This window comes from Pararhizobium sp. O133 (assembly GCF_051669845.1).
GTDB lineage: Bacteria > Pseudomonadota > Alphaproteobacteria > Rhizobiales > Rhizobiaceae > Pararhizobium.
On the sequence record NZ_CP196426.1, the window covers coordinates 3752141 to 3772387 of the forward strand.

The following is a 20247-nucleotide window of genomic DNA, read 5'->3' on the forward strand; positions in this document are numbered from 1 at the left end:
GCGCGAGCACAATCATCGTTTCATGCCTTGAGCCAAATGACAATGCGACGCGAGCCCCATGTCTGGGGCCATTCATGGTCGTAATCCTTCTGTTGCCGGTGACGGGCACTCCTCCTATAACAGCGTTGAGAAAACAATGCGATGAAGGCGGCACCCCACGCTTTCAACACGAAACGGAAACGAGGCCCGCATGCTTGAGGACGGAAAGCTCTATATCGGCACCAGCCGCAAACCGGACGACACGATCAACAAGGGCGAGTATCTGGAGCTGAAATTCGGCAACCGGCACGGCCTCGTGACCGGCGCCACCGGCACCGGCAAGACCGTGACGCTGCAGGTGCTGGCGGAGAGTTTCTCCAATGCCGGCGTGCCGGTCTTCTGCGCCGACGTCAAGGGCGACCTGTCGGGCATCGGCGCGATCGGCGAAGCCAAGGACTGGGTGACCAAGCGGGCCGAGCAGATCGGCTTTACCGATTTCGCCTTCCAGGAATTTCCGGTGATCTTCTGGGATCTCTACGGTGAAAAGGGCCACCGCGTCCGCACCACCATGTCGGAAATGGGGCCGCTGCTGCTGTCGCGCCTGATGAACGCCACGGATGCGCAGGAAGGCGTCATCAACATCGCCTTCAAGATCGCCGACGAAGGCGGCCTGCCGCTGCTCGACCTGAAGGATTTCCAGGCGATGCTGAACTATATGGGCGAAAATGCCGCCGCGCTTTCCAGCAAATACGGCTTCATTTCCAAGGCCTCCGTCGGCTCGATCCAGCGCGAACTGCTGATCCTCGAACAACAGGGCGCCAAGAACTTCTTCGGCGAACCGGCGCTCAAAGTTTCCGACATCATGCGCACGACCCGTGACGGCCGCGGCGCGATCTCGGTGCTGGCCGCCGACAAGCTGATGATGAACCCGCGCCTCTACGGCACTTTCCTGCTCTGGCTGATGTCGGAACTGTTCGAGGAACTGCCCGAAGTCGGCGATCCCGACAAGCCGAAGCTGGTGTTCTTCTTCGACGAGGCGCATCTCTTGTTCAACGACGCGCCAAAGGTGCTGATCGAGCGTGTCGAACAGGTCGTCCGCCTGATCCGCTCCAAGGGCGTCGGCGTCTATTTCGTCACGCAGAACCCGCTCGACGTGCCGGAAACCGTGCTGGCCCAGCTCGGCAACCGCGTCCAGCACGCTCTGCGCGCCTATACGCCGCGCGAGCAGAAGGCGGTGAAGACCGCGGCCGACACGTTCCGGCCCAATCCGGACTTTGATTGCGCCACGGTGATTACCAATCTCGGCACCGGCGAAGCACTGATCTCGACGCTCGAAGGCAAGGGTTCGCCCTCAATGGTCGAGCGCACGCTGGTGCGTCCGCCCTCCTCCCGCGCCGGCCCGCTGACCGAGGCCGAGCGCGCCAATGTCATGAAGATCAGCCCGGTCGCTGGCCTCTACGACGAGGATTTCGACCGGGAATCGGCCTATGAGCTGCTCGCCAAGCGGGCCGCCAGGGCAACGCAGCAGGCCGAAGAACAGCGCCAGGCCGAAGAGGCCCCGCCGCCGGCAGCTCCCGGCGGCGGCGGCTGGACCTTGCCCGGCTTCGGCAATGACAGTGCGCCGGCGGAACCCAAACCGAAGGCCCGTTCCGGCTACCAGCGCGAAACCATCGCCGAAGCCGCGATGAAATCCGTCGCCCGCACGGTTGCGTCGTCGCTCGGACGGGCTCTCGTGCGGGGGATTTTGGGCAGCTTGAAGCGATAGAATCTATCGGCATTCACAATGCAAACGGCGGCCCGATGGAGCCGCCGTTCTTGTTTGGTGGATGTATCCGTTCTGCCGAACGCAGAGCACTCAGAGCATGAAATACCCCTTCGACAGGGCGACCGCGTCGTCGAGATGAATCGAGAAATCGGCTTTCTTGTCGCCGTTGGTATCGGCGTAAATGTAGGTGTCGGATGCCAGCTTGTCATAGCGCAACTCGCCGGCCTTGCCGGTGAAGGCGCCTTTTCCGAGATAGATGAACGCCTGGTCGCCGGCAACCTTCGTGCTGGCGTCGATATTGAAAAGATCGATACGATCGCCTTCTTCTCCAGAGAAGTCGAAGATCGTATCACGCGCCTCGTCCGAGTTGTTGGAGTCGGTGATATAGTTATATAGAAAGACATCCGCGCCCTTGCCGCCGGTCAGCTTATCTGCATCCCGTCCGCCATAGAGCAGGTCGTTGCCATCTACGCCGGACAGCACGTCAAAACCGTTCATACCGGCGAGCCTGTCATTGCCGCCACCGCCGATAAAGGTGTGAGAAGAGTCGTTGCTAACCATGATGTCATCGGCGTCCGAACCATCGAAAATCTCGACCTCATAATAATTCGAGCCTTCGGCTTCGCCGGTGTTGAGCCTGCGGTCGTCCAGACTCAGCGTCACCTGTCGTGAGAAATCCACTGTGTCAGAACCCCAGATGCCACCATAAACATCATCATAACTGCTGGCGATGATCAGATCGTCGCCAAGTCCACCATCGATCCGATCCTTGCCAGCACCTCCACCCAACACATCATTACCGTTGCCGCCCAACACCTTGTCGTTGCCATCGCCGCCGTCGAGCCGGTCATTGCCGTCTCCACCCCGAAGCACGTCGTTCCCACCCATGCCCTTCAAGGTGTCGTTGCCGGCCTCACCATAAAAAATATCGATGCCGCGAGTTCCGACCATGCGATCGGATGCCGCTGAACCGTGGAACTCCTCGATATTGAGATAGGTGGTAAACTGGGCTTCGCCGGTACTGTTGGTCGGAGTGGTCAAATCGAGGCTGGTTTTCAAAACAAAACGGACCTTGTCGAGGCCTAAACCACCATCGACGGAATCCTTGCCGAGGCCGGTATAAATCGTGTCATCACCATCACCGCCACGAATGACATCGTTACCTGCTTCGCCGTGAAGGATATCCCGGCCTTCGCCGCCATCAATGGTGTCATTACCCAAGCCACCATAAACGGTGTCATCAAGCCCTCCCCCATCCAGGATGTCGTTGCCATTTCCGCCCAAAAGATGATCGTTGCCGTCGCCACCCTTCAGCGTATCCGCCTTGACGCTGCCGAAATACCAGTCATCGCGGCTCGTCCCGGTCAGATTGAGGGCTCCCCGCTTGGAGAAGATGAAATCCCGCGATGTGAAAGAGGACAGCGCGAGATTCATCCAGGTTACCGAGACAAAACGGCCATCCACCTCAACTGTGAAGCCGATATCCGTTGGACTCTTCGATACCATGATGGCTTGAACCTGATCCAGGCTCGATATGCCGATCGTGGTTAGATCGATCTTTTCGACACCGACCTCGAAATCGGCAATCACCATGCTGACAGAGTAACGGTCGGAGAGAAAGAACGTATCATTGCCCGTGCCGCCATACAGGATATCCCCACCTCTGCCGTCGAGAATATCGTTCCCGGCGCCTCCGAAAAGCTTGTCGATGCCATCGCCGCCAATCAGATAGTCGTTTCCGCCGCCGCCGTAAATTTCATCGTCGCCAGCGCCGCCGTTGAGCGTCTCGCCCTCCCGGCTGCCGAACATCCGTCCCGAATAATGATTGCCCGTCTGGTTCTTCGCTCCGCTCATCGAAAAAATGAAGTCGGAAGCCTTCAAGTCGTGCATCGACACATTCTTGAGCGTTGCGCCGAAATTGAACTCTTCGGATGTATAGGCGTCGAAAACCGTATCCTTGGCATTCCGCATTTCAAGGATCGCCTGCATCTGGCCGAAATCCGATATTCCCAGTGCGGAAACGTCGATCTTGTCCTTTCCGACTTCGAAATCGGCAATGACATCCCAGGTGCCTTCCAGTTCCGCGGAAAACCGGGCAGCCAGCTTGAACGTGTCGGCGCCACCCATTCCATAGAGCGTGTTCCATCCGCCCTGGCCGTCGATGATGATATCGTCACCGTCGCCGGCAAACACTTCGTCGGAACCGGCGCCCGCCTTCAGGACATCGGCGCCATTGCTGCCGAGGAGGAAATCGTTGAGGGCGGTCCCGTTCCTCGGCTTTACATCGGATGACGTGAAGATAAAGTCGGAGGCACTGAGATCACCAACCTTGAGATCGCGAATCCTGTGCTCAGAAGGACGGGCGTAATTGGGCGCGTCAGAACCATAATACGTAACGATAGAGGCAAAGCCGCCGCTGAACGATGGTTTCAGGACCAGTTTCAACTGATCGAAACTGTAAATTCCAAACTCCGAAAGATCGATCTTGTCCACCCCGATCTTGAAATCTTCAATCGTGGAGGACGAAAAGCCGTAACCAACCAGCTTGAAGACATCCCTGCCGCTGTCGCCATAGACAGAACCACGGCAGATCAGGGTATCGTTTCCCTTGCCGCCGTGGGAAACATCATATCCGTTCAACATATCATCGCCCGCTCCACCATAGAGCGTCCCGCTTCCCCTTAAGGTGTCATTGCCGTCCCCACCATAAACAGTATCGCTCACACCGCCGGTCAGCGTATCGTCGCCCGCACTGCCGAGAATCGTATCAATATATTTGGTGCCGGACAGAACCCGGGGGCCGGACGTATCAAAGATGAAATCGTCCGCTGAAAGCTGATCGAACGTTATGTTCGACAGGTTCAGGATATGCCGAACCTTGTTGTATTCCAAACCAATGCCGACAGAGGTTGGGCCACGGTACACAAGGGACTGAAACTGATCCCAACTGGAGACACCGAGTACCGACAGATCGATCTTGTCTACACCAACCTGGAAGTCCTTGATCGTATCGTAGGTTGAACTCTTCGTCGTGATCAGGTTCGCCTTGATCACGAAGGTGTCGGCGCCACCCTTGCCATAGAGGATGTTCGTTCCCGGGCCACCGATGATGATGTCGTCCTCGGCCGTGCCGATCAGCTTTTCCTCAGCACTCGTCGTCCCGACAATCTTCGCCATGCTTTCCGCCATCCACCCAATTTAATTCGATAATCAGGCGGTTAAGCTGTGACGAACCTAATGCCCTGCCGCGCTATGCGATGATGGATTTATAGCAAGGGTTGCATTGGAAACAATCGCTGCGGGAGGATTCTTTTTCATCAGAAATGGATGACACCAAGCGAAACGGCCGCGGCGGCGAGTTCGGCACGGGTGGCGGCTTCGAAGCGCTTGCGGGCGTTTTCGACATGCTCGTGCGCGGTCGAGACCGCCATACCGAGTTCGGTAGCGATCTGGCGGTCCGACATGCCCCGGGCGATCAGCGCCAGGCAATCGAATTCGCGCGAGGTCAGGCCGGCAGGCGGTACGGGCAAGCGTTGCGCGGAGACGAGGCCGCGCAGGCGTTCGTGATAGCAGATGCAGAGTGCCGGCAGCAGGTGCTTCTGGGCATCGCTGATCAGTGTCCGTCGCGCAACGATGCTGACAATGCCCACACGCTTGCCGCCGCCGCGCGGCAGGGGAACAACAAGGCCGTCGACCCAACCGGCCTCCGCCGTGCGCTCCAAGGCTTCGGTCCCCGCCTGCGGCAGGGTGCGGTCCGCCCGCAGTTCCGCCCAGGTGAAGGGGCTGACGCGATGTTCAAGCGCGGTCACCAGCGGATCGCGGTGAACGAGGCCGGAAGAGAAATAATAATGTCGCCAGTCGTCCGGCCAGTCGATGACGTGAAAGACGGAACGGGAGCGGGATCGGAGATCCACCTCCCCTGTCGCGAATGTATCGATATCGCATCGATCGAGAACGGCGCGGAAGATCGCGGTGCAGGCCTCCGCTGTCTTGGCCCGCAAGACATCATGGATCGCGGCGAAGATATCGCCCGGCTCGACATCACCGATGAACATGTCCATGCGCGTATCCTCGCCCCACTGAACAGTGGAGAGCATAGGGCGGATTTTGACAAGCCGCCATCCCGATCAGCCTGTGAAGACAGAAACGCCCGGCGGATCGATCCACCGGGCGTTTTTTTGTCCTGATCCGATGAAGCCGTCTCAGGCCAGCTTGGCCGAAACTTCGTTTGAGGTGCGCAGCGCGTGGCTGTAGGGGCAGACGATATGGGCGGCGGCGACGAGTTTTTCGCCGATTTCGCGATCGATACCCGGCAGGTTCACCGAGATGGACGGGGTGATGTAGAAGCCGGTTCCGTCTTCGCGCGGGCCGATGCCGACGGTGGCGGTGACAGAGGCGTCATCCGGAATTTTTACCTTTTCCTTGCCGGCAACGAACTTCAGCGCGCCGAGGAAGCAGGCGGAATAGCCGGCCGCGAACAGTTGCTCGGGATTGGTGCCGGTGGCGCCATCGCCGCCGAGTTCCTTCGGAACGGTCAGCGTCACATCGAGAACGCCATTTTCACTGACGGCATGGCCGGCGCGGCCACCGGTGGCGGATGCCTTGGTTGTGTAAAGAATGGGCATGTCTGTCTCCTTGGTTCTGGGTTTGGCGGGAAAATTACGGGCAATGCATTTGCTTGTGTTTTCAATAGCGCATAATTTAATTTGACGCAATACAATTTTGCAAATTGCAAATCGTCGGCAAAACTGAGAGAATGCAGCATGGACGGAAATGATGACAACGGTAAGGGCATACTGAAGGATGGTGAAGCGCTGGCGCTAGGCCAGCAACTCTGCTTTGCCGTCTATTCCGTCGCGCATGCGTTCAACCGCACCTACAAGCCGCTGCTTGACCGTTTCGGTCTGACCTATCCGCAATATCTCGTGCTGCTTGCCCTCTGGCAGAAGGACAGCATGACGGTGAAGGGGATCGGTGAGGAACTCGGGCTTGATTCCGGAACGCTCTCCCCCCTGCTGAAGCGGCTGGAAACAGCCGGCTTCGTCAGCCGCACGCGCGACAAGAGCGACGAGCGCCAGGTCATCATCAGGCTGACCCCGAAAGGCCAGGACCTGAAGACCGAAGCCTTTGGTATCCTGATGGAAATCGGCAAGGCGACCGGCTGCAGCATGGAGGAGGCCGCGGCCCTTCGTTCGGCGCTCGGCGATCTCAATCGCCATCTGGATGACAATCAGCGCAGCTAAAACACCAGTCGATCCTTCCAATATGCAACCATCGCGGTATATCTGTCCGAGCGATTCTTGTCGCTGGGAGACGGTGGTTGCGCAACGGGTTTACATGGGAACGGCTCGGCCTCTTCGCGGGAGGGCTGAGCATCGCCGTAAGCCTTGCGATCATGTCGCTCTGGCTGATGCGTCCTGATGCGCTGGCGAAAGCTGCGCCTTTGCTGTTTGCCATGCAGTTCAATACCGCCTTGAGCTTCCTGTTGACCGGCATCGCCTATTCCTTGCTATTTTCAGGCATGCCTCGCCAAGCCATGCTACCGGCTTTGCTCACGGCAACCTTCACCGCGCTCATCCTCTGCCAGCATCTTTTTTTAGTCGACTTCGGGATCGACCGCTTTTTCGTCACCCCTTTTTTCACCACCAACACGGCCCATCCCGGGCGCATGGCACCCAATACCGCCGCCTGCTTCATCCTGATCAACGCCGCCGTGGTGCTGACCGCGTTCCTCAGGCGCCATTCGAATGTCAGGCTGATCTGCGCCGCCCTCGTCTGCATGATTTCCGTCAGCGCACTCATTGGCTATGCGCTCAGCATCACCACGGCGCAGGACTGGCTGCCCTTGGCGCGCATGTCGCCACAGACGGCGCTCTGCTTCTTCGGGCTTTCGACGGGGTTGATCTTCGCCGGCGTCGAGAAGCTCGGCTATAGCCAGGCGATCGTGGCAGCGACACTGGCGGCCTCCACCTATCTCCTGCTTCTGTCGCTGACCTATGTCGAGATGATGCGGCAGGAGGTTATGTTCACACAAGAGCTTCCGGCCGGCGAAAACGCCAATGCCCGCACCACCCTGCTCGGCGTATTGCTTCTCTCCGGTAGCGTCTTTGCCTGCCTGATCGTCTATGCCTTTCGAAGCGCCGAAAGCTCGCGCAGGATGGCGGTGCAGCTTTCCGAAAGTCGGCAACGTCTGGCAGCAATCATCGACACGGCGATCGATGGTTTCATCACCATCGACGATCGGGGCACCATCCTTTCCATCAATCCCGCCTGCGAACGGATATTCGGTTATTCCGCCGAAGAAATGCTGCGGCAGAACATCCGCATGCTGATGCCCCCGCCCTATCGTGACGAGCATGACCAGTATCTGGCGAACTACAAGAAAACCGGCGAAGCCAAGATCATCGGCGTCGGCCGGGAAGCGGAGGGGCAGCGCAAGGACGGATCGACTTTTCCGGTCGATCTCTCCATTGCCCGCATCGATCTCGGTCGCCAGGTAATCTACAGCGGCGTCGTTCGCGATATTTCCGAACGCAAGGCGTATGAACGCGATATTCTGGATGCGAATGCAGAACTGGAGGAATTCTCCTACCGGACCTCGCACGACCTGCGCTCGCCGATCGCCTCGTCGCTGGGGCTGATCTCGATTGCCGAGGACATGATCCGCCAGGGTGCCGGCGGACCGGAGGTGCAACCGGTGCTATCGCGCATCGATCAAAGCTTCCGCAAGCTCGATCATCTCATCCAGAACATCATCTATCTTACCCGTGCGAAGATGATGGACGAGCCGGATACGCCGATTGCCGTTGCCGCGGCCGTGCGCGAGACGGTGGAGAAACTGCATTTTACCGATGGCGGCCGCCGCACGGCCATGCATATCGATATTCCCGAAACGATGACCATCCACAAGAAGCTCAGCCGCTTCCAGATCATCCTCGACAATCTGCTGTCGAACGCGGTGAAATATCACGATCCGGCCGAGGCATCGCCGGAGGTCTTTATTCGCGCCTCGACCGTCAAGGGCCGCTTCGTCCTGTCGGTAACCGATAACGGGCTCGGCATTCCGCCGCAGAACGAACAACAGCTGTTCCAGATGTTCAAGCGCTTCCACCCGACGCATGCCCAGGGCAGCGGGCTGGGGCTCTATATCCTGCGCAAGAGCGTCGAGCATCTCGGCGGCACCGTTGCCTACAGGCGGCAGGACAAGGGCAGCATTTTTACCGTGACATTGCCGGAGGACCAGAGGAGATGAGCATGCATTCGATATTGACCGTCGATGACGATGAAAACGATCTGTTCATCTGCACCTACACGATCCGCCGGTTCGACCCCGCCATCAAGGTGGTGAAGGCCATGAACGGCCTGGAGGCGCTGGGCGTACTCAAGGACATGACACCGGATGCCATCATCCTCGATATCAATATGCCTGTCATGAACGGTTTCGAATTTCTGGAACACTATACCAAGGAGTTCGAGACACATGCTCCGGTGGTCGCGATGCTGACCAGTTCACACCATGCCGCCGACCGGGAGAGGGCGCTGAAATACGACTTTGTCAAAAGCTATTTCGAAAAGCCGTTGACGCCGGAAAACCTGCGCGTGATGACGGCGCTTCTCGGAGAAGAAAAGTACGGGGCCTGAAGGCCCCGTGCCAGCGCATATGCAAGCCCGAAACGATCAGATCACGAGGATCGGCGCCTTGTCGCGGACGCGGCCGTAGAGGTCGATGACATCCTGGTTGATCAGCCGCACGCAGCCCGACGACGTCGCCTTGCCGATCGACTGCCATTCCGGCGTGCCGTGCAGGCGGTAGAGCGTGTCCTCGCCATTCTTGAAAATGTACATGGCGCGGGCGCCGAGCGGATTGTTCAATCCCGGCGCCATGCCGCCATTGGCGATGGAATATTGCTGAAGATGCGGCTGGCGGGCGACCATCTCGTTCGGCGGCTTCCAGCGCGGCCAGGTCTGCTTCCACTGGATGACGCCCCTGCCCGACCAGGCAAAGCCCTCGCGGCCGATGCCGACGCCGTAGCGCATCGCGCGGCCGTTCGACAGGATGAGATAGAGGAAGCGTTCGCCGGTATCGACGATGATCGTGCCCGGCTTCTCGCCGAATGTGTTGTCGACCTCCTGGCGGTAGAAGCGCGCATCGACCTGCTGATAGGGAACGGCGGGAATGCTGAAGCCGCCATCATATTTGGGGCCGTACATTTCTGCATAATAGGCCGACTGCGCCGGCAGGCCGCTTGGCTCCATACGGGTTTCCGGCAGGCCGTTGCCGACGGCCTGTTCTGGCGTGCCATCGAAGCGGGGGCCGAAGTAACGGCCTTCCAGCCGCGGATCGCGAAAATAGGGGGCTGTCTCGGCCCGGAAACGGTCGGTATTCATGGATGACGTGCAGCCGGCAAGCCCTGCGGACGCGACAGCCAGTCCGGACGCGGTAAGAAACTGCCGGCGGGAGAAGGATTTGGAGAGGGTCATGAACTCTATAAATTCCGTTGACGCGGATTGGCGGATACGCGGCAGGGACCACGTGAGGCATCTACACCGGAGATGAGACACCGGCCCCTGCCACAAGTATGGCAATTGCGGCTGGAACGGGGCTTGCGGCTATCCGGTTCCACTGCTGCAGCGCAACAACAGATGACCGATGCAAAAAGAGCACATACCGGTGGTGTCTCAGCGCGACAGGAGAGCCACGAAGGCATTGGCACCGACAGGCCGGCTGACGAAATAACCCTGGATATCGTCGCAGCCGCTGGAACGAAGGAAATCGACCTGGGCCTGTGTCTCGACACCCTCGGCGATGACCTGCATCTGCAGTTTCTGCGCCAGCGAGATGATCGCTCCGGTGATCGCCTTGTCATCGGTATCGCTGGGGATATCCTGAACAAAGGAGCGGTCGATCTTCAACCGGCGGACCGGGAAACGCTTGAGCGCGCTCAGGGACGAATAACCGGTGCCGAAATCATCGATGGCCAGATGCACACCCAGTTCTTCCAGTTCGTGCATGGTGGCGATCGCGCTGCCGACATCCTGCATGATCAGGCTTTCGGTCAGTTCAAGCTCGAGATAGCAGGCTTCCAGCCCGCTTTCCTCCAGGGCGGCTGCGACGCGCGACACCCAGTTGCGTTCGCGGAACTGCCGGGCCGACACGTTGACGCTGACGACGATCGGCGGCAGGCCCGCATCTTGCCAGGCCTTGTTCTGGCGGCACGCTTCGTTCAGCACCCAGTCGCCGATCGGCACAATGAGGCCGGTTTCCTCGGCCAGCGGAATGAAATCGCCAGGCGACATCAGGCCGCGCTGCGGATGCTGCCAGCGCAGCAGCGATTCGGCGGCGAATATCCGGTTGGCCTTCAGGTTCATCTGCGGCTGGTAATGCAGCACGAATTCGCCGCGGGCGACAGCCTCGCGCAACTCCTCGTGCCGCTGAAGCTTTTCATGCGCCTTGGCCGCCATTTCGGCGTCGAACACCTGAAGATTGTTGCGGCCGGCTTCCTTGGCGCGATACATGGCGGAATCGGCATTGGCGAGCAGTTCGGTGGCGATCTGGCCATGATCGGGATAACAGACGACACCCATGCTGCAACTGACCTGCAGGGTGCGCCCGTCGAGGGTCAACGGGGCGCCGATGGCCGCGCGGATCTCTTCCAGCCGCGACACGACGACGCCGCTCTCGGTCGGCAGGCCGTTGAGCAAAATGATAAATTCGTCGCCGCCGACACGCACGATCATGTCCGACTTGCGCACGCAGCCGAGCATGCGCGCCGCAACCACGCGCAACAGTTCGTCGCCGGCCTTGTGACCGAGCGTATCGTTGATCAGCTTGAAATTGTCGAGATCAAGGAAGGCGAGCGCCACCCACTGGCCGCTGGCCCGCGCCTGCTGCAAGGCATTGGCGACGCGTTCGTCGAACAGGACGCGGTTCGGCAGGCCGGTCAGCGCATCGTGATGCGCCATGAAATGGATGCGCTCTTCCGACTGCCGTCGCTCGATGGCGATGCCGGCCAGATGCGCGGCCATGGAGATCAACTCGCATTGTTCGGTCGTCGGAACGCCGGGACTGCAGGAATAGAGCGCGAACGTGCCAAGCACGTCGCCTTGATAGGACCGGATCGGCGTCGACCAGCAGGAGCGATATCCGAACGGCCGCACGAGTTCGGCATAATCCTCCCAAAGCGGGTCGGTCATGATGTCTTCCACGAAGACCGGCTCTCCGCGCCAGGCGGCGGTACCGCAGGAACCGACCTTGGGACCGATCGGCACGCCGTGGATTGCCGCGCAATACGCTGTATCAAGCCCCGGCGCGGCACCCGTCAACAGGTGTTTCTTGTCCGGCGACAGCAAGAGGATCGAGCCGATGATCCCCGGCAGATGCGCCTCGATCATCAGGATGAGTTCGTTGAAGAACGTGGAGAGCGGTGTGCTCGCGGCGATCAACTCCAAAAGCCGGGCCTGGCCGACCAGCAGGCGCTCCGCCCGCTTGCGATCGGTGATGTCGCGCGAGACGCCGACGATCCCGATCGTGGCGCCCTGCTTGTTGCGCAGTGGCACCTTCGAGGTCATCAGCCAGCGCTCCTTGCCCTTGCTGACGAAGGCCTTTTCCTCCATGCCGAAGATCGACTGCCCCGTTTCGATGACATTCCGTTCCGTCGCCACCATATTCCCGACAAGTTCGGCGGGATGCAGGTCGAAATCGGTCTTGCCGACGATATCCTGCATTTCCTGGAATCCGTTGTCGGCGACCGTCGCCTGGTTGGCGATAAGGAAGCGGCCTTCGAGGTCCTTGGCGTAGATATAGTCGGGAATGTGGTTCATCATCGCCTCAAGCCAGTAGTGGCGATCGGCGATGTCGGGTTCGGGGCCGAACATGCGAGAGACTTCCGCACCCAGGCGCTGGCTTGCGGCGATCAGGCGCTGCGTGTCGTCGTTGCTGGCGATCCTGGTCGCGCCATCCTTGCGAAAACGGTCAAAGTTCTTCGTCAAGCAAGCCTCCAGGGACGGATGCGTCGATCAAACCGTCGATTTTCCTTGATTTCTCCCACGGTTTTAGCAGCGAGAAGTTATTCTTCCCTAAAGACAGTATTCGCAAAGGGCCGAATAATGCTTTTCTCCTCCGCCATTTTTGGTTTTCTCCATCGCCAGATGCTTAAATTTCGTATCATTTCGGTGCATGAAGCAATGGCATGATCTATGCTTGGCAAGTATAAAGGATTGCTCATGTACACCCGCCGCCTGCTCCTCTCCTCGATCGCCTCGCTCGGCATCTGCGCCACCACAAGCAGGGTTGCCATGGCCGCCAAGCTGAAGCCGCAGACGGACGGGTTGCGCGGCACGATCGACATATCCGGCTATGATGTCATCCCGAACGGCGTGTCGGACCAGAGCCAGGCGATGAACCGGCTGTTTATCGATGCGGCCGAACGGGGCCTGCCGGTTTTCCTGCCGGCCGGGGACTATCTGGTTTCCGGCATCACCCTGCCCGATACCCTCTGGCTCAGCGGCGTTCCCGGACGCACCCGGCTGATCCATGCCGGCGGCGGACGCTTCATGGCCGGCGAAGCGTTGGCCAAGCTGACCCTCTCGGACCTCGTCCTCGACGGCGGCGGCAAGTCGCTCGACGAGGAAGTCGGGGGGCTTCTCAACCTGCGCGCCGTCAAGGACCTGACGATCAGCAATTGCACGATCACCGGCTCGGCGAAACATGGGATCAACGCCGAACATTGCGGCGGCCGGATCGATGAGAACAGCATTTCCGGTGCGGCCTCTTCCGGCATTTACGCGGTGGAAAGCGAGCGACTGGCGGTCACCGGCAACACCGTCTTCGATTGCGGCAATGGCGGCATCCTGGTGCATCGCTGGCAGGCGGGCGAGGACGGTACGCTGGTCAGCGGCAACCGCGTTTACCGCATCACCGCGACCGACGGCGGCACCGGCGAGAACGGCAATGGCATCAATGTCTTCCGCGCTGGCGGGGTGATGGTGACCGGCAACCACATTTCCGACTGCGCCTTCTCGGCCATTCGCGCCAACAGCGCCAGCAACGTGCACATCGCGAACAACCAATGCCTGCGCTCCGGCGAGACGGCGATCTATTCCGAATTCGGCTTTCAAGGCGCGATCGTTTCCGGCAACCTGATCGACGGCGCGGCGAACGGCATCATCATCTGCAATTTCAACGAGGGCGGCAGGCTCGCGGCTGTCAACGACAATATCGTCCGAAACCTGCATGTCGACGGACCCTATATCCATGACGGCGCGGGCTTCGGCTTCGGCATCGCCGTCGAGGCGGATACGGTCGTCACCGGCAATATCATCGAGAACGCGCCGAAATGGGGGCTGATGCTGGGCTGGGGGCCCTATATGCGCGACGTCGTCGCGACCGGAAACCTGGTGCGCGGCGCAGGCGGCGGCTGTTACGTCACCGTGGTCGAGGGTGCCGGCACCGCCCTCATCGCCAACAACCTGTTCCAGGACGTCAAGGACGGCGGCATTCTCGGCTATCGCTGGAACGACAAGACGACCGGCGACCTGATGACATCCGGAGCCGGGGCTTTCGCGCACCTCACCCTCTCGAACAATCGCGTCAGTTGAGCCGAACCATCACAAGATTTCATGTCTGGTATCAACGGCTTCCGCTTCAAGCGGCGGCGGCATTGCCCTAACCTGCGCCCTATTCGACAAGAGGGGAAACAATCATGCTGACGATCTACGGTGTCTACCGCTCGCGCGCATCGCGCAATTACTGGATGGCGGAGGAAATGGGCATTCCCTACCGGTCCGTGCCGGTGATCCAGGCGCGCAGGCTCGCCGATCCCCTGGCGCCCGACGCGCCGCTCAACACGAAATCGCCGGCCTTCCTCACCGTCAACCCGATGGGCCTCATCCCGGCGATCGAGGACGACGGGCTGGTTCTGTCGGAATCGCTCGCCAACAATCTCTACCTTGCCCGCAAGCATGGTGGCCCGCTTTCGGGCGCCGATGTCCGCGAGGAAGGCGAGATGACCGCCTGGACGCTCTGGGCGGCGACCGAAGTCGAGCCGCACAGCGTCAGGATCGTGCTGACCTATGATAATGCCCGGGACAACACGCCGGAGGGACAGGCAGTCATAACAACCGCCGTTCACGGGCTGGAAAAGCCGCTGGCGCGGCTCAACACACATCTGCAGGCGACCGATTATGTGGTTGGAAACCGTTTCACCGTCGCCGATCTCAACCTGGCGGAAGTGATCCGCTATGCGATGAGCGAAACCTATCTGTTCGAAAAATACCCGCATATGAAAGGCTGGCTTGCCCGCTGCCATGCGCGGCCGGCCTTCGAGCGGATGATGGCGGGACGACACAAGGAAGTGGCGGACGCCTGACCGCCGTCAGGCAAAGCCCAGGCGCTGCATGCTGTCTTCGATTTCCTCTCGCACCCACTGCTTGAAGGCCGTAACCGTTGGCGTCTCGCGCCGTGACGGCGGCGTGACGAAATAATGCGCGAACCCCGTCTTCACCCGCACCGGAAACGGCACGACAAGACGACCTTCGATGATCGAGTAACCGGCCAGCGTCTGCCAGGCGAGCATGACGCCCTGGCCGGCGATGGCGGCGTCTAGGCAAAGTGACGCGTCGTTGAAGACATGGCGCGTGTTCATTGTTTCACCCGATAGACCGACGTCGCGCAGCCAAGTTTCCCAACTGAACATCGAACGGCCGTCGAGAACGGCGGGGACACCGAGAAGATCGCGCGGCGTCTTCAATCCTTCCGCCATTGTGGGCGAGCAGACCGGGAAGACCTCCTGCTCCAGAAGCAACTCGGCCTTCACATCCGGCCAGTTGCCCAAGCCAACGCGGATACCGACATCGACGCCGGAATTTTCCAGATTGACCAGAGCCGTCGTCGCATCGATGCGCAGGCGAATGTCGGGATGCTTCTCGGCGAAGCGATCCAGCCGGCATACCAGCCAGCGGGCAGCGAAAACCGGCGCCACGGAAATCGTCAGGATCGATTCGTCACGCCTGCGGGCGGTCGATACCGCCTGTGCGAGCGTCTCGAACCCGCCTGTCAAACGCGGCAGGAAGGTCTCCGAAAACGGAGTGCCTGTCAGCCCGCGCGGCGTCCGCTCGAACAGAACCCGGCCAAGCTGCTTTTCCGTCTTGATGATCTGCTGGCTGACGGCGCCGACGGTGACGCCCAATTCATCGGCAGCGGCCTGCAGCGAGCCGAGCCGGCCGACGGCCTCGACCGCGCGCAATCCATTGAGATGGACGGCATTCAGGTTTTCCATATAGTTTTTCTATACCACAGTCGCGGCAATCTCAATTGAAAATGCCGCTGTTTCGGACGAGCATCCTTTCCGTAACGAGAATAGGTGATGCCATGCTGAAGATTTTCTCCAATATCGGCAGATTGCTGCCCCGCCTGCCACGGGGCGAGGACATGACCGAGATCACCTGGCTGCGCGACGTTCTCAGGCACCCGGACATTGCCCGGATGGACGCGCGGGAACTCGGCGACCTGCCCTTTCCCACGCAGCCGATGCACCGAGATGCCAGCGCCGCCTGCCAGGCCTGATCAGATCGCGGCCTTGGCGCGCTTGACCGCCGGCCGCTCGGCCATGCGTCGGATGTGATCGGCGATACCGGGGAAACGACTGACATCGACGCCGTCGCCTTCAAGCCAGCCGCAGATCGTATAGAGATATGGATCGGCGATCGAATAGCTCTCGCCCATCACCCAGGGACCGGCCAGCATCTCGTTTTCGATCAGTGCGCAGCAATCGCTCATATTGCTGGCGACCTTCAGCGTCAGCGCCTCGATCACCGCCGGATCATCCGACCATCGGCTGCCGCGCCGCTTATGCGCATGGGCGACATGCACGGTCGAGCAGAGATAGGCATTGAAGGACTGGATCCGGGCAAATTCGAACGGGTCGCCGGGGACCGCCACAGGCGAATCCGGGAAACTCTGGCCGATGAAGGCAAGGATCGCCGGGGTCTCGGTGAGGATACCCCTGTCCGTCCTCAACGCCGGAACACGCCCCTTCGGGTTGATGCTCAAAAACTCGGGCGAGCGCTGTTCCTGCTTTGAAAAATCGACCACATGAAGCGAGAAATCGGCGCCCGCCTCCTCAAGCGCTATATGTGAAGCGAACGCACAGGTGCCAGGCGCGGAGAACAGTGTCAGCATGGTTTTGTCCTTTTCCGAAAAGCGATTTCAGGCCGCACGCGGCGTGATCAGGTCCAGCGCTGCTCCGATCTCGCGTCTCTTTTCCATCAGTTCGTAATCTGTCTGGAGCCTGAGGAAAAAGCCCTCGGAGAGACCAAAATAGCGGGCAAGCCGCAGATCCGTGTCAGCCGTGACCATGCGCTTGCCGAGAACGATTTCATTGATGCGGCGCGGCGGAACATGAATGGCCTTCGCCAGACCGTTCTGGCTGAGCGACATAGGCTGCAGGAAATCCAGCAGAAGAACGGCGCCCGGATGCGGGTTCTCGATCAGGTCCCCGTTAATGATAATCTGCGATTTCGACATTCTGCGCTTTTCCTTCAACCCATAAGAAGCAGATTCGCCACTGGTCGTTGACCCGGATGGAATATTGCCCTGCCCTGTCTCCTTTGAGCAATTCAAGCCGATTTCCGGGTGGTATCCGCAAATCATTCACGGTGGCTGCGGCGTTGATCAATCGTAATTTCCGAAGTGCAACGGCCTGCATGTCGGAGGGAAGCTTGCGACTGCGCTTGCCCTCCCAGATAAGTTGCGTTTCCTTGTCCGCAAAACTTCCGATCATGGAAAAACATAACGCGGTGCGTTATGGTTTTCAAGCGTCCGTGCTCAGGCAAAGGCCTGCGTGACCCGGACGTCGCCGACATGGATGCCGTTCCAGTTCTTCATCGAATGATTGGCCTGGATCATCAGGGCGGCGTGAAGCTCCGGTTCGTCGGTGAAGAAGCGGGCGAGCGTGGCGGCGACCATGGCTTCGGCGGCGCGGGTGGTGCCGTCCTCGCATTTCAGCGCGATGGCGATGCCCTTTTCCGGGATGGCGGCGCAGAACACACCTTCCGCGCCGGTCTTGGCGAAGATGCGGCCGGGGGCTGTCTGCATCAGGCGGGTACAGGCGCGTTTCGAGCCGGCGACAAAAAAGGGCTCGGCCATGCAGGCCTCGATCAGGCGCTTCGAGCCTTTGGCGCGCAGGGGATCGAGGCCATTGCCCGTCGCCATTTTCGCAAAGCCGTGGGCAAGGCCCTTGAGCGGCACGGCATAGGTGGGGATCGAGCAGCCGTCGGTGCCGCAATTGTCATGGGCGAGGACGGCGCCGGTCAGGCTTTCCATGACGCCGCGGATTTCGCGCTGCAACGGATGATCGTAGGTAACATAACCCGCCGTCTCCTCGCCGCTATGGCAGCAGGCGCAGATGAAGCCCACATGCTTGCCGGAACAATTGTTGTGCAGCGCCGTCGGTTGCGACAGGGTGCGGGCCTGGTTGATGATCGTATCCTGGTTGAACGACCAGTGATCGCCGCATTCCAGCGTCGCGACATCCCGGCCGGCCGCGGCCAGCATCGCGGCAGCAAGCTCGACATGCTCGCGCTCGCCATTGTGCGAGGAGCAGGCGAGCGCCAGCGCCCGGTTGTCGAAGCCATAGGCATCGGCCGCCCCCGTCTCCATCAACGGCAGCGCCTGCATCGCCTTGCAGGCCGAACGCGGGAAGACGCCGGCATCGGCATCGCCAAGCGAAAACACGGTTTTTCCGTCGCCATCGACGGCGATCACCATGCCGCGATGGCGGCTTTCGACGAGATTGCCGCGCGTGACTTCAACAAGTACCGGGTTCGACATGTTTGTGCCCTCAAAAATCCAAGTTCCGGCAGTGTCTTATCCCAAGACGAAACCTTTCAAAACCCGGACCCGCCCATGAAATTTCTGCGACGGCTGTTTCTCGCCATTCTGATCGTCTACCTCTTGCCGACGTTGGCATCGGCCGGCTGGTGGTATGTCAAGGACAGGCCCGGAAACTGGCGGGAAGCGGACTGGTCGTCTGCCAACATCCTGCCGAAACCGCAGGACAGCAACGAGGCTGCCGTCTACATCTTCTCCGCCACGACCGGCGGCCTGAAAGGTGCTGTCGCCAGCCACTCCTGGATCGTCACCAAACAGGAGGGCGACGACAGCTACAACCGCTATGACAAGGTCGGCTGGGGATCGCCGATCCGCCGCAACGCCTATGCCGCCGATGCACGCTGGTATTCCAACCTGCCACATCTGGTAACCGCCATCCACGGCGAGGAGGCCACCCGGCTGATCCCGAAGATCGAAGCAGCCATTCAGTCTTATCCCTATTCGAAGCCGGGCGCCTACCGCATCTGGCCGGGACCAAACTCCAACACCTTCGTCGCCTATGTGCTGCGCTCCGTGCCGCAGATCGGCGCGGTGCTGCCGCCGGATGCCGTCGGCCGCGACTATCTGCCGGAGGGCAAGCTGTTTGCGATCGATGCCGACGGGATGGACGCGCATGTGACACTCTATGGTCTGCTCGGCGTCTCCGCAGGCGTTCGGAGTGGGCTGGAGCTGCATTTCATGGGTCTTGTGGCGGGTTTCGACGTCATGCGTCCGGGTGTCAAGATTCCGGCGCTGGGGCGGTTTGGGGTGTAGGAAAAATTTGGTTCTGGGGTGCGATTACAGAAAACTATGGTAGGATTTTCTTCGAAATTCTTATGGAGACAAGGATGTCGCAGCCGCTCAAGCGCCAAGTCGTGGAACTTCCGGAACGCCTGGAAGCGCAGATCGCATCGCTGGCCGAAAAAACCGGCCGGTCTCGCTCCGTCATCGTCAGCGACGCGGTCGATACTTATGTCAACAATCAACTTCGCTGGCTGACGGACATGGATGCCGCCGTTCTTAATGCGAAGGAAGGGCAATCCTACGAGGGCGACGACGTGTTGGATTGGCTCTCAAGTTGGAGCAGCGATACGGAAAAAGGCAGGCCCCAACCTTCGAAGCGATAGAACCGTTTGATGCGCATACGGTTCACCTCTCATGCCATGCGGGATCTCGATGATCTGAAAGAATGGCTTCGCCGCAAAAATCCTGCCGGCTTCAAACCGGTGGCGGCGCAGATATCCAAAACCATCGAACCTGTTGCCAAGCATTCGGCGATTGGTCGCAAGACCTTGCGGGAAGACATTCGCGAGCTTGTCGAACCTCGCTACGGCTTCATCATTCCCTACACGATCATCGACAATACCGTGTTCATCTTGCGCATCTACAGCGCCAAGCGTTATCCGCTCGACCCGGCCACGGTTCCTGATCCCAGCGATCCAAAATAATCGGGCTGGGGCAGTCAGGCGCTACAAACAAACAAACAAAAAGGGCCGCTTCGCAGCGACCCTCCATGAGTTTTGGCCAGGTAACAGGCCGGGACCATGCTCTGCTGGAACATGACCCGCAGGAAGGCTGGTTCAGATCGAGGACTGCCTCGTCGTTGCCACCACAATTCCCATGCCTGCTACGAGGT

Annotated in this window: 20 protein-coding genes; 10 read left to right on the plus strand and 10 right to left on the minus strand. The window is 60.0% G+C overall.

Translation table 11 applies throughout. The features are described from left to right. Positions 1-190: 190 nt before the first annotated feature. A complete protein-coding gene (locus tag ACST81_RS18110; RefSeq protein WP_438749612.1) occupies positions 191-1744 on the plus strand; it encodes a helicase HerA-like C-terminal domain-containing protein in 1554 nt (517 codons plus the stop codon). Between the two features lie 90 nt (positions 1745-1834). Here the strand turns inward: ACST81_RS18110 and ACST81_RS18115 are convergent, their stop codons facing one another. From ACST81_RS18115 to ACST81_RS18125, 3 genes are all read right to left on the minus strand, one after another. Beyond that, the gene (locus ACST81_RS18115; protein ID WP_438749613.1) at positions 1835-4921 is read right to left on the minus strand and encodes a calcium-binding protein; all 3087 of its coding nucleotides are present in this window, start codon (positions 4919-4921) and stop codon (positions 1835-1837) included. A gap of 140 nt (positions 4922-5061) precedes the next feature. Continuing rightward, entirely contained in the window at positions 5062-5805 is a 744-nt protein-coding gene (locus ACST81_RS18120; RefSeq protein ID WP_438749615.1) for an autoinducer binding domain-containing protein, read from the minus strand. A 141-nt stretch (positions 5806-5946) separates the two neighbouring features. Continuing rightward, positions 5947-6369 (minus strand): organic hydroperoxide resistance protein, encoded by a 423-nt coding sequence (locus tag ACST81_RS18125; RefSeq protein WP_438749616.1) that lies wholly within the window; start codon positions 6367-6369, stop codon positions 5947-5949. Between the two features lie 138 nt (positions 6370-6507). On the opposite strand from ACST81_RS18125, the gene ACST81_RS18130 reads away from it, so the two are divergent. The 3 genes from ACST81_RS18130 to ACST81_RS18140 all read left to right on the plus strand — a co-directional run bounded on the left by ACST81_RS18130 (position 6508) and on the right by ACST81_RS18140 (position 9385). Continuing rightward, positions 6508-6987, plus strand: a complete 480-nt coding sequence (locus ACST81_RS18130; RefSeq protein WP_438749617.1) for a MarR family winged helix-turn-helix transcriptional regulator — start codon at positions 6508-6510, stop codon at positions 6985-6987. Between the two features lie 77 nt (positions 6988-7064). After that, on the plus strand, positions 7065-8996 hold the full coding sequence (locus tag ACST81_RS18135) for a sensor histidine kinase (protein ID WP_438749618.1): 1932 nt from the start codon (positions 7065-7067) through the stop codon (positions 8994-8996). A gap of 2 nt (positions 8997-8998) precedes the next feature. Continuing rightward, on the plus strand, positions 8999-9385 hold the full coding sequence (locus ACST81_RS18140) for a response regulator (RefSeq protein ID WP_438749619.1): 387 nt from the start codon (positions 8999-9001) through the stop codon (positions 9383-9385). A 36-nt stretch (positions 9386-9421) separates the two neighbouring features. On the opposite strand, the gene ACST81_RS18145 is transcribed toward ACST81_RS18140, so the two are convergent. Continuing rightward, the gene (locus ACST81_RS18145) at positions 9422-10225 is read right to left on the minus strand and encodes a L,D-transpeptidase family protein (RefSeq protein WP_438749620.1); all 804 of its coding nucleotides are present in this window, start codon (positions 10223-10225) and stop codon (positions 9422-9424) included. A 198-nt stretch (positions 10226-10423) separates the two neighbouring features. After that, the gene (locus tag ACST81_RS18150; RefSeq protein ID WP_438749622.1) at positions 10424-12733 is read right to left on the minus strand and encodes a sensor domain-containing protein; all 2310 of its coding nucleotides are present in this window, start codon (positions 12731-12733) and stop codon (positions 10424-10426) included. 234 nt (positions 12734-12967) lie between these two features. Between ACST81_RS18150 and ACST81_RS18155 the strand changes: the two genes are divergently transcribed. Then, entirely contained in the window at positions 12968-14341 is a 1374-nt protein-coding gene (locus ACST81_RS18155; protein WP_438749623.1) for a TIGR03808 family TAT-translocated repetitive protein, read from the plus strand. A 104-nt stretch (positions 14342-14445) separates the two neighbouring features. Then, positions 14446-15111 carry a glutathione S-transferase family protein gene (locus ACST81_RS18160; RefSeq protein WP_438749625.1) on the plus strand — a complete coding sequence of 222 codons (666 nt, stop codon included), beginning with the start codon at positions 14446-14448 and terminating at the stop codon, positions 15109-15111. Between the two features lie 6 nt (positions 15112-15117). Here the strand turns inward: ACST81_RS18160 and ACST81_RS18165 are convergent, their stop codons facing one another. After that, complete coding sequence (locus ACST81_RS18165; protein ID WP_438749627.1) at positions 15118-16020, minus strand: LysR substrate-binding domain-containing protein; 903 nt, start codon at positions 16018-16020, stop codon at positions 15118-15120. Between the two features lie 92 nt (positions 16021-16112). Here ACST81_RS18165 and ACST81_RS18170 point away from each other — a divergent pair, with 92 nt between their 5' ends. Next, a complete protein-coding gene (locus tag ACST81_RS18170) occupies positions 16113-16307 on the plus strand; it encodes a hypothetical protein (protein ID WP_438749628.1) in 195 nt (64 codons plus the stop codon). Here ACST81_RS18170 and ACST81_RS18175 read toward each other — a convergent pair whose 3' ends face one another. The 4 genes from ACST81_RS18175 to ACST81_RS18190 are packed head-to-tail and all read right to left on the minus strand — an operon-like array spanning position 16308 to position 18572. Then, positions 16308-16922 (minus strand): glutathione S-transferase family protein, encoded by a 615-nt coding sequence (locus ACST81_RS18175; protein WP_438749629.1) that lies wholly within the window; start codon positions 16920-16922, stop codon positions 16308-16310. 27 nt (positions 16923-16949) lie between these two features. Further along, on the minus strand, positions 16950-17267 hold the full coding sequence (locus ACST81_RS18180; RefSeq protein WP_438749630.1) for a HigA family addiction module antitoxin: 318 nt from the start codon (positions 17265-17267) through the stop codon (positions 16950-16952). Beyond that, complete coding sequence (locus ACST81_RS18185; RefSeq protein WP_438749631.1) at positions 17242-17523, minus strand: type II toxin-antitoxin system RelE/ParE family toxin; 282 nt, start codon at positions 17521-17523, stop codon at positions 17242-17244. The genes ACST81_RS18180 and ACST81_RS18185 overlap by 26 nt, the downstream gene beginning before the upstream one ends. A gap of 44 nt (positions 17524-17567) precedes the next feature. Continuing rightward, on the minus strand, positions 17568-18572 hold the full coding sequence (locus ACST81_RS18190; protein WP_438749632.1) for an asparaginase: 1005 nt from the start codon (positions 18570-18572) through the stop codon (positions 17568-17570). Positions 18573-18647: 75 nt separating this feature from the next. On the opposite strand from ACST81_RS18190, the gene ACST81_RS18195 reads away from it, so the two are divergent. The 3 genes from ACST81_RS18195 (at position 18648) to ACST81_RS18205 (ending at position 20059) form a co-directional block, all read left to right on the plus strand. Further along, positions 18648-19385, plus strand: a complete 738-nt coding sequence (locus ACST81_RS18195; RefSeq protein WP_438749633.1) for a DUF3750 domain-containing protein — start codon at positions 18648-18650, stop codon at positions 19383-19385. 74 nt (positions 19386-19459) lie between these two features. Continuing rightward, a complete protein-coding gene (locus ACST81_RS18200; protein WP_438749634.1) occupies positions 19460-19738 on the plus strand; it encodes a CopG family ribbon-helix-helix protein in 279 nt (92 codons plus the stop codon). 36 nt (positions 19739-19774) lie between these two features. Next, entirely contained in the window at positions 19775-20059 is a 285-nt protein-coding gene (locus tag ACST81_RS18205; protein WP_438749636.1) for a type II toxin-antitoxin system RelE/ParE family toxin, read from the plus strand. Positions 20060-20247 lie beyond the last annotated feature (188 nt).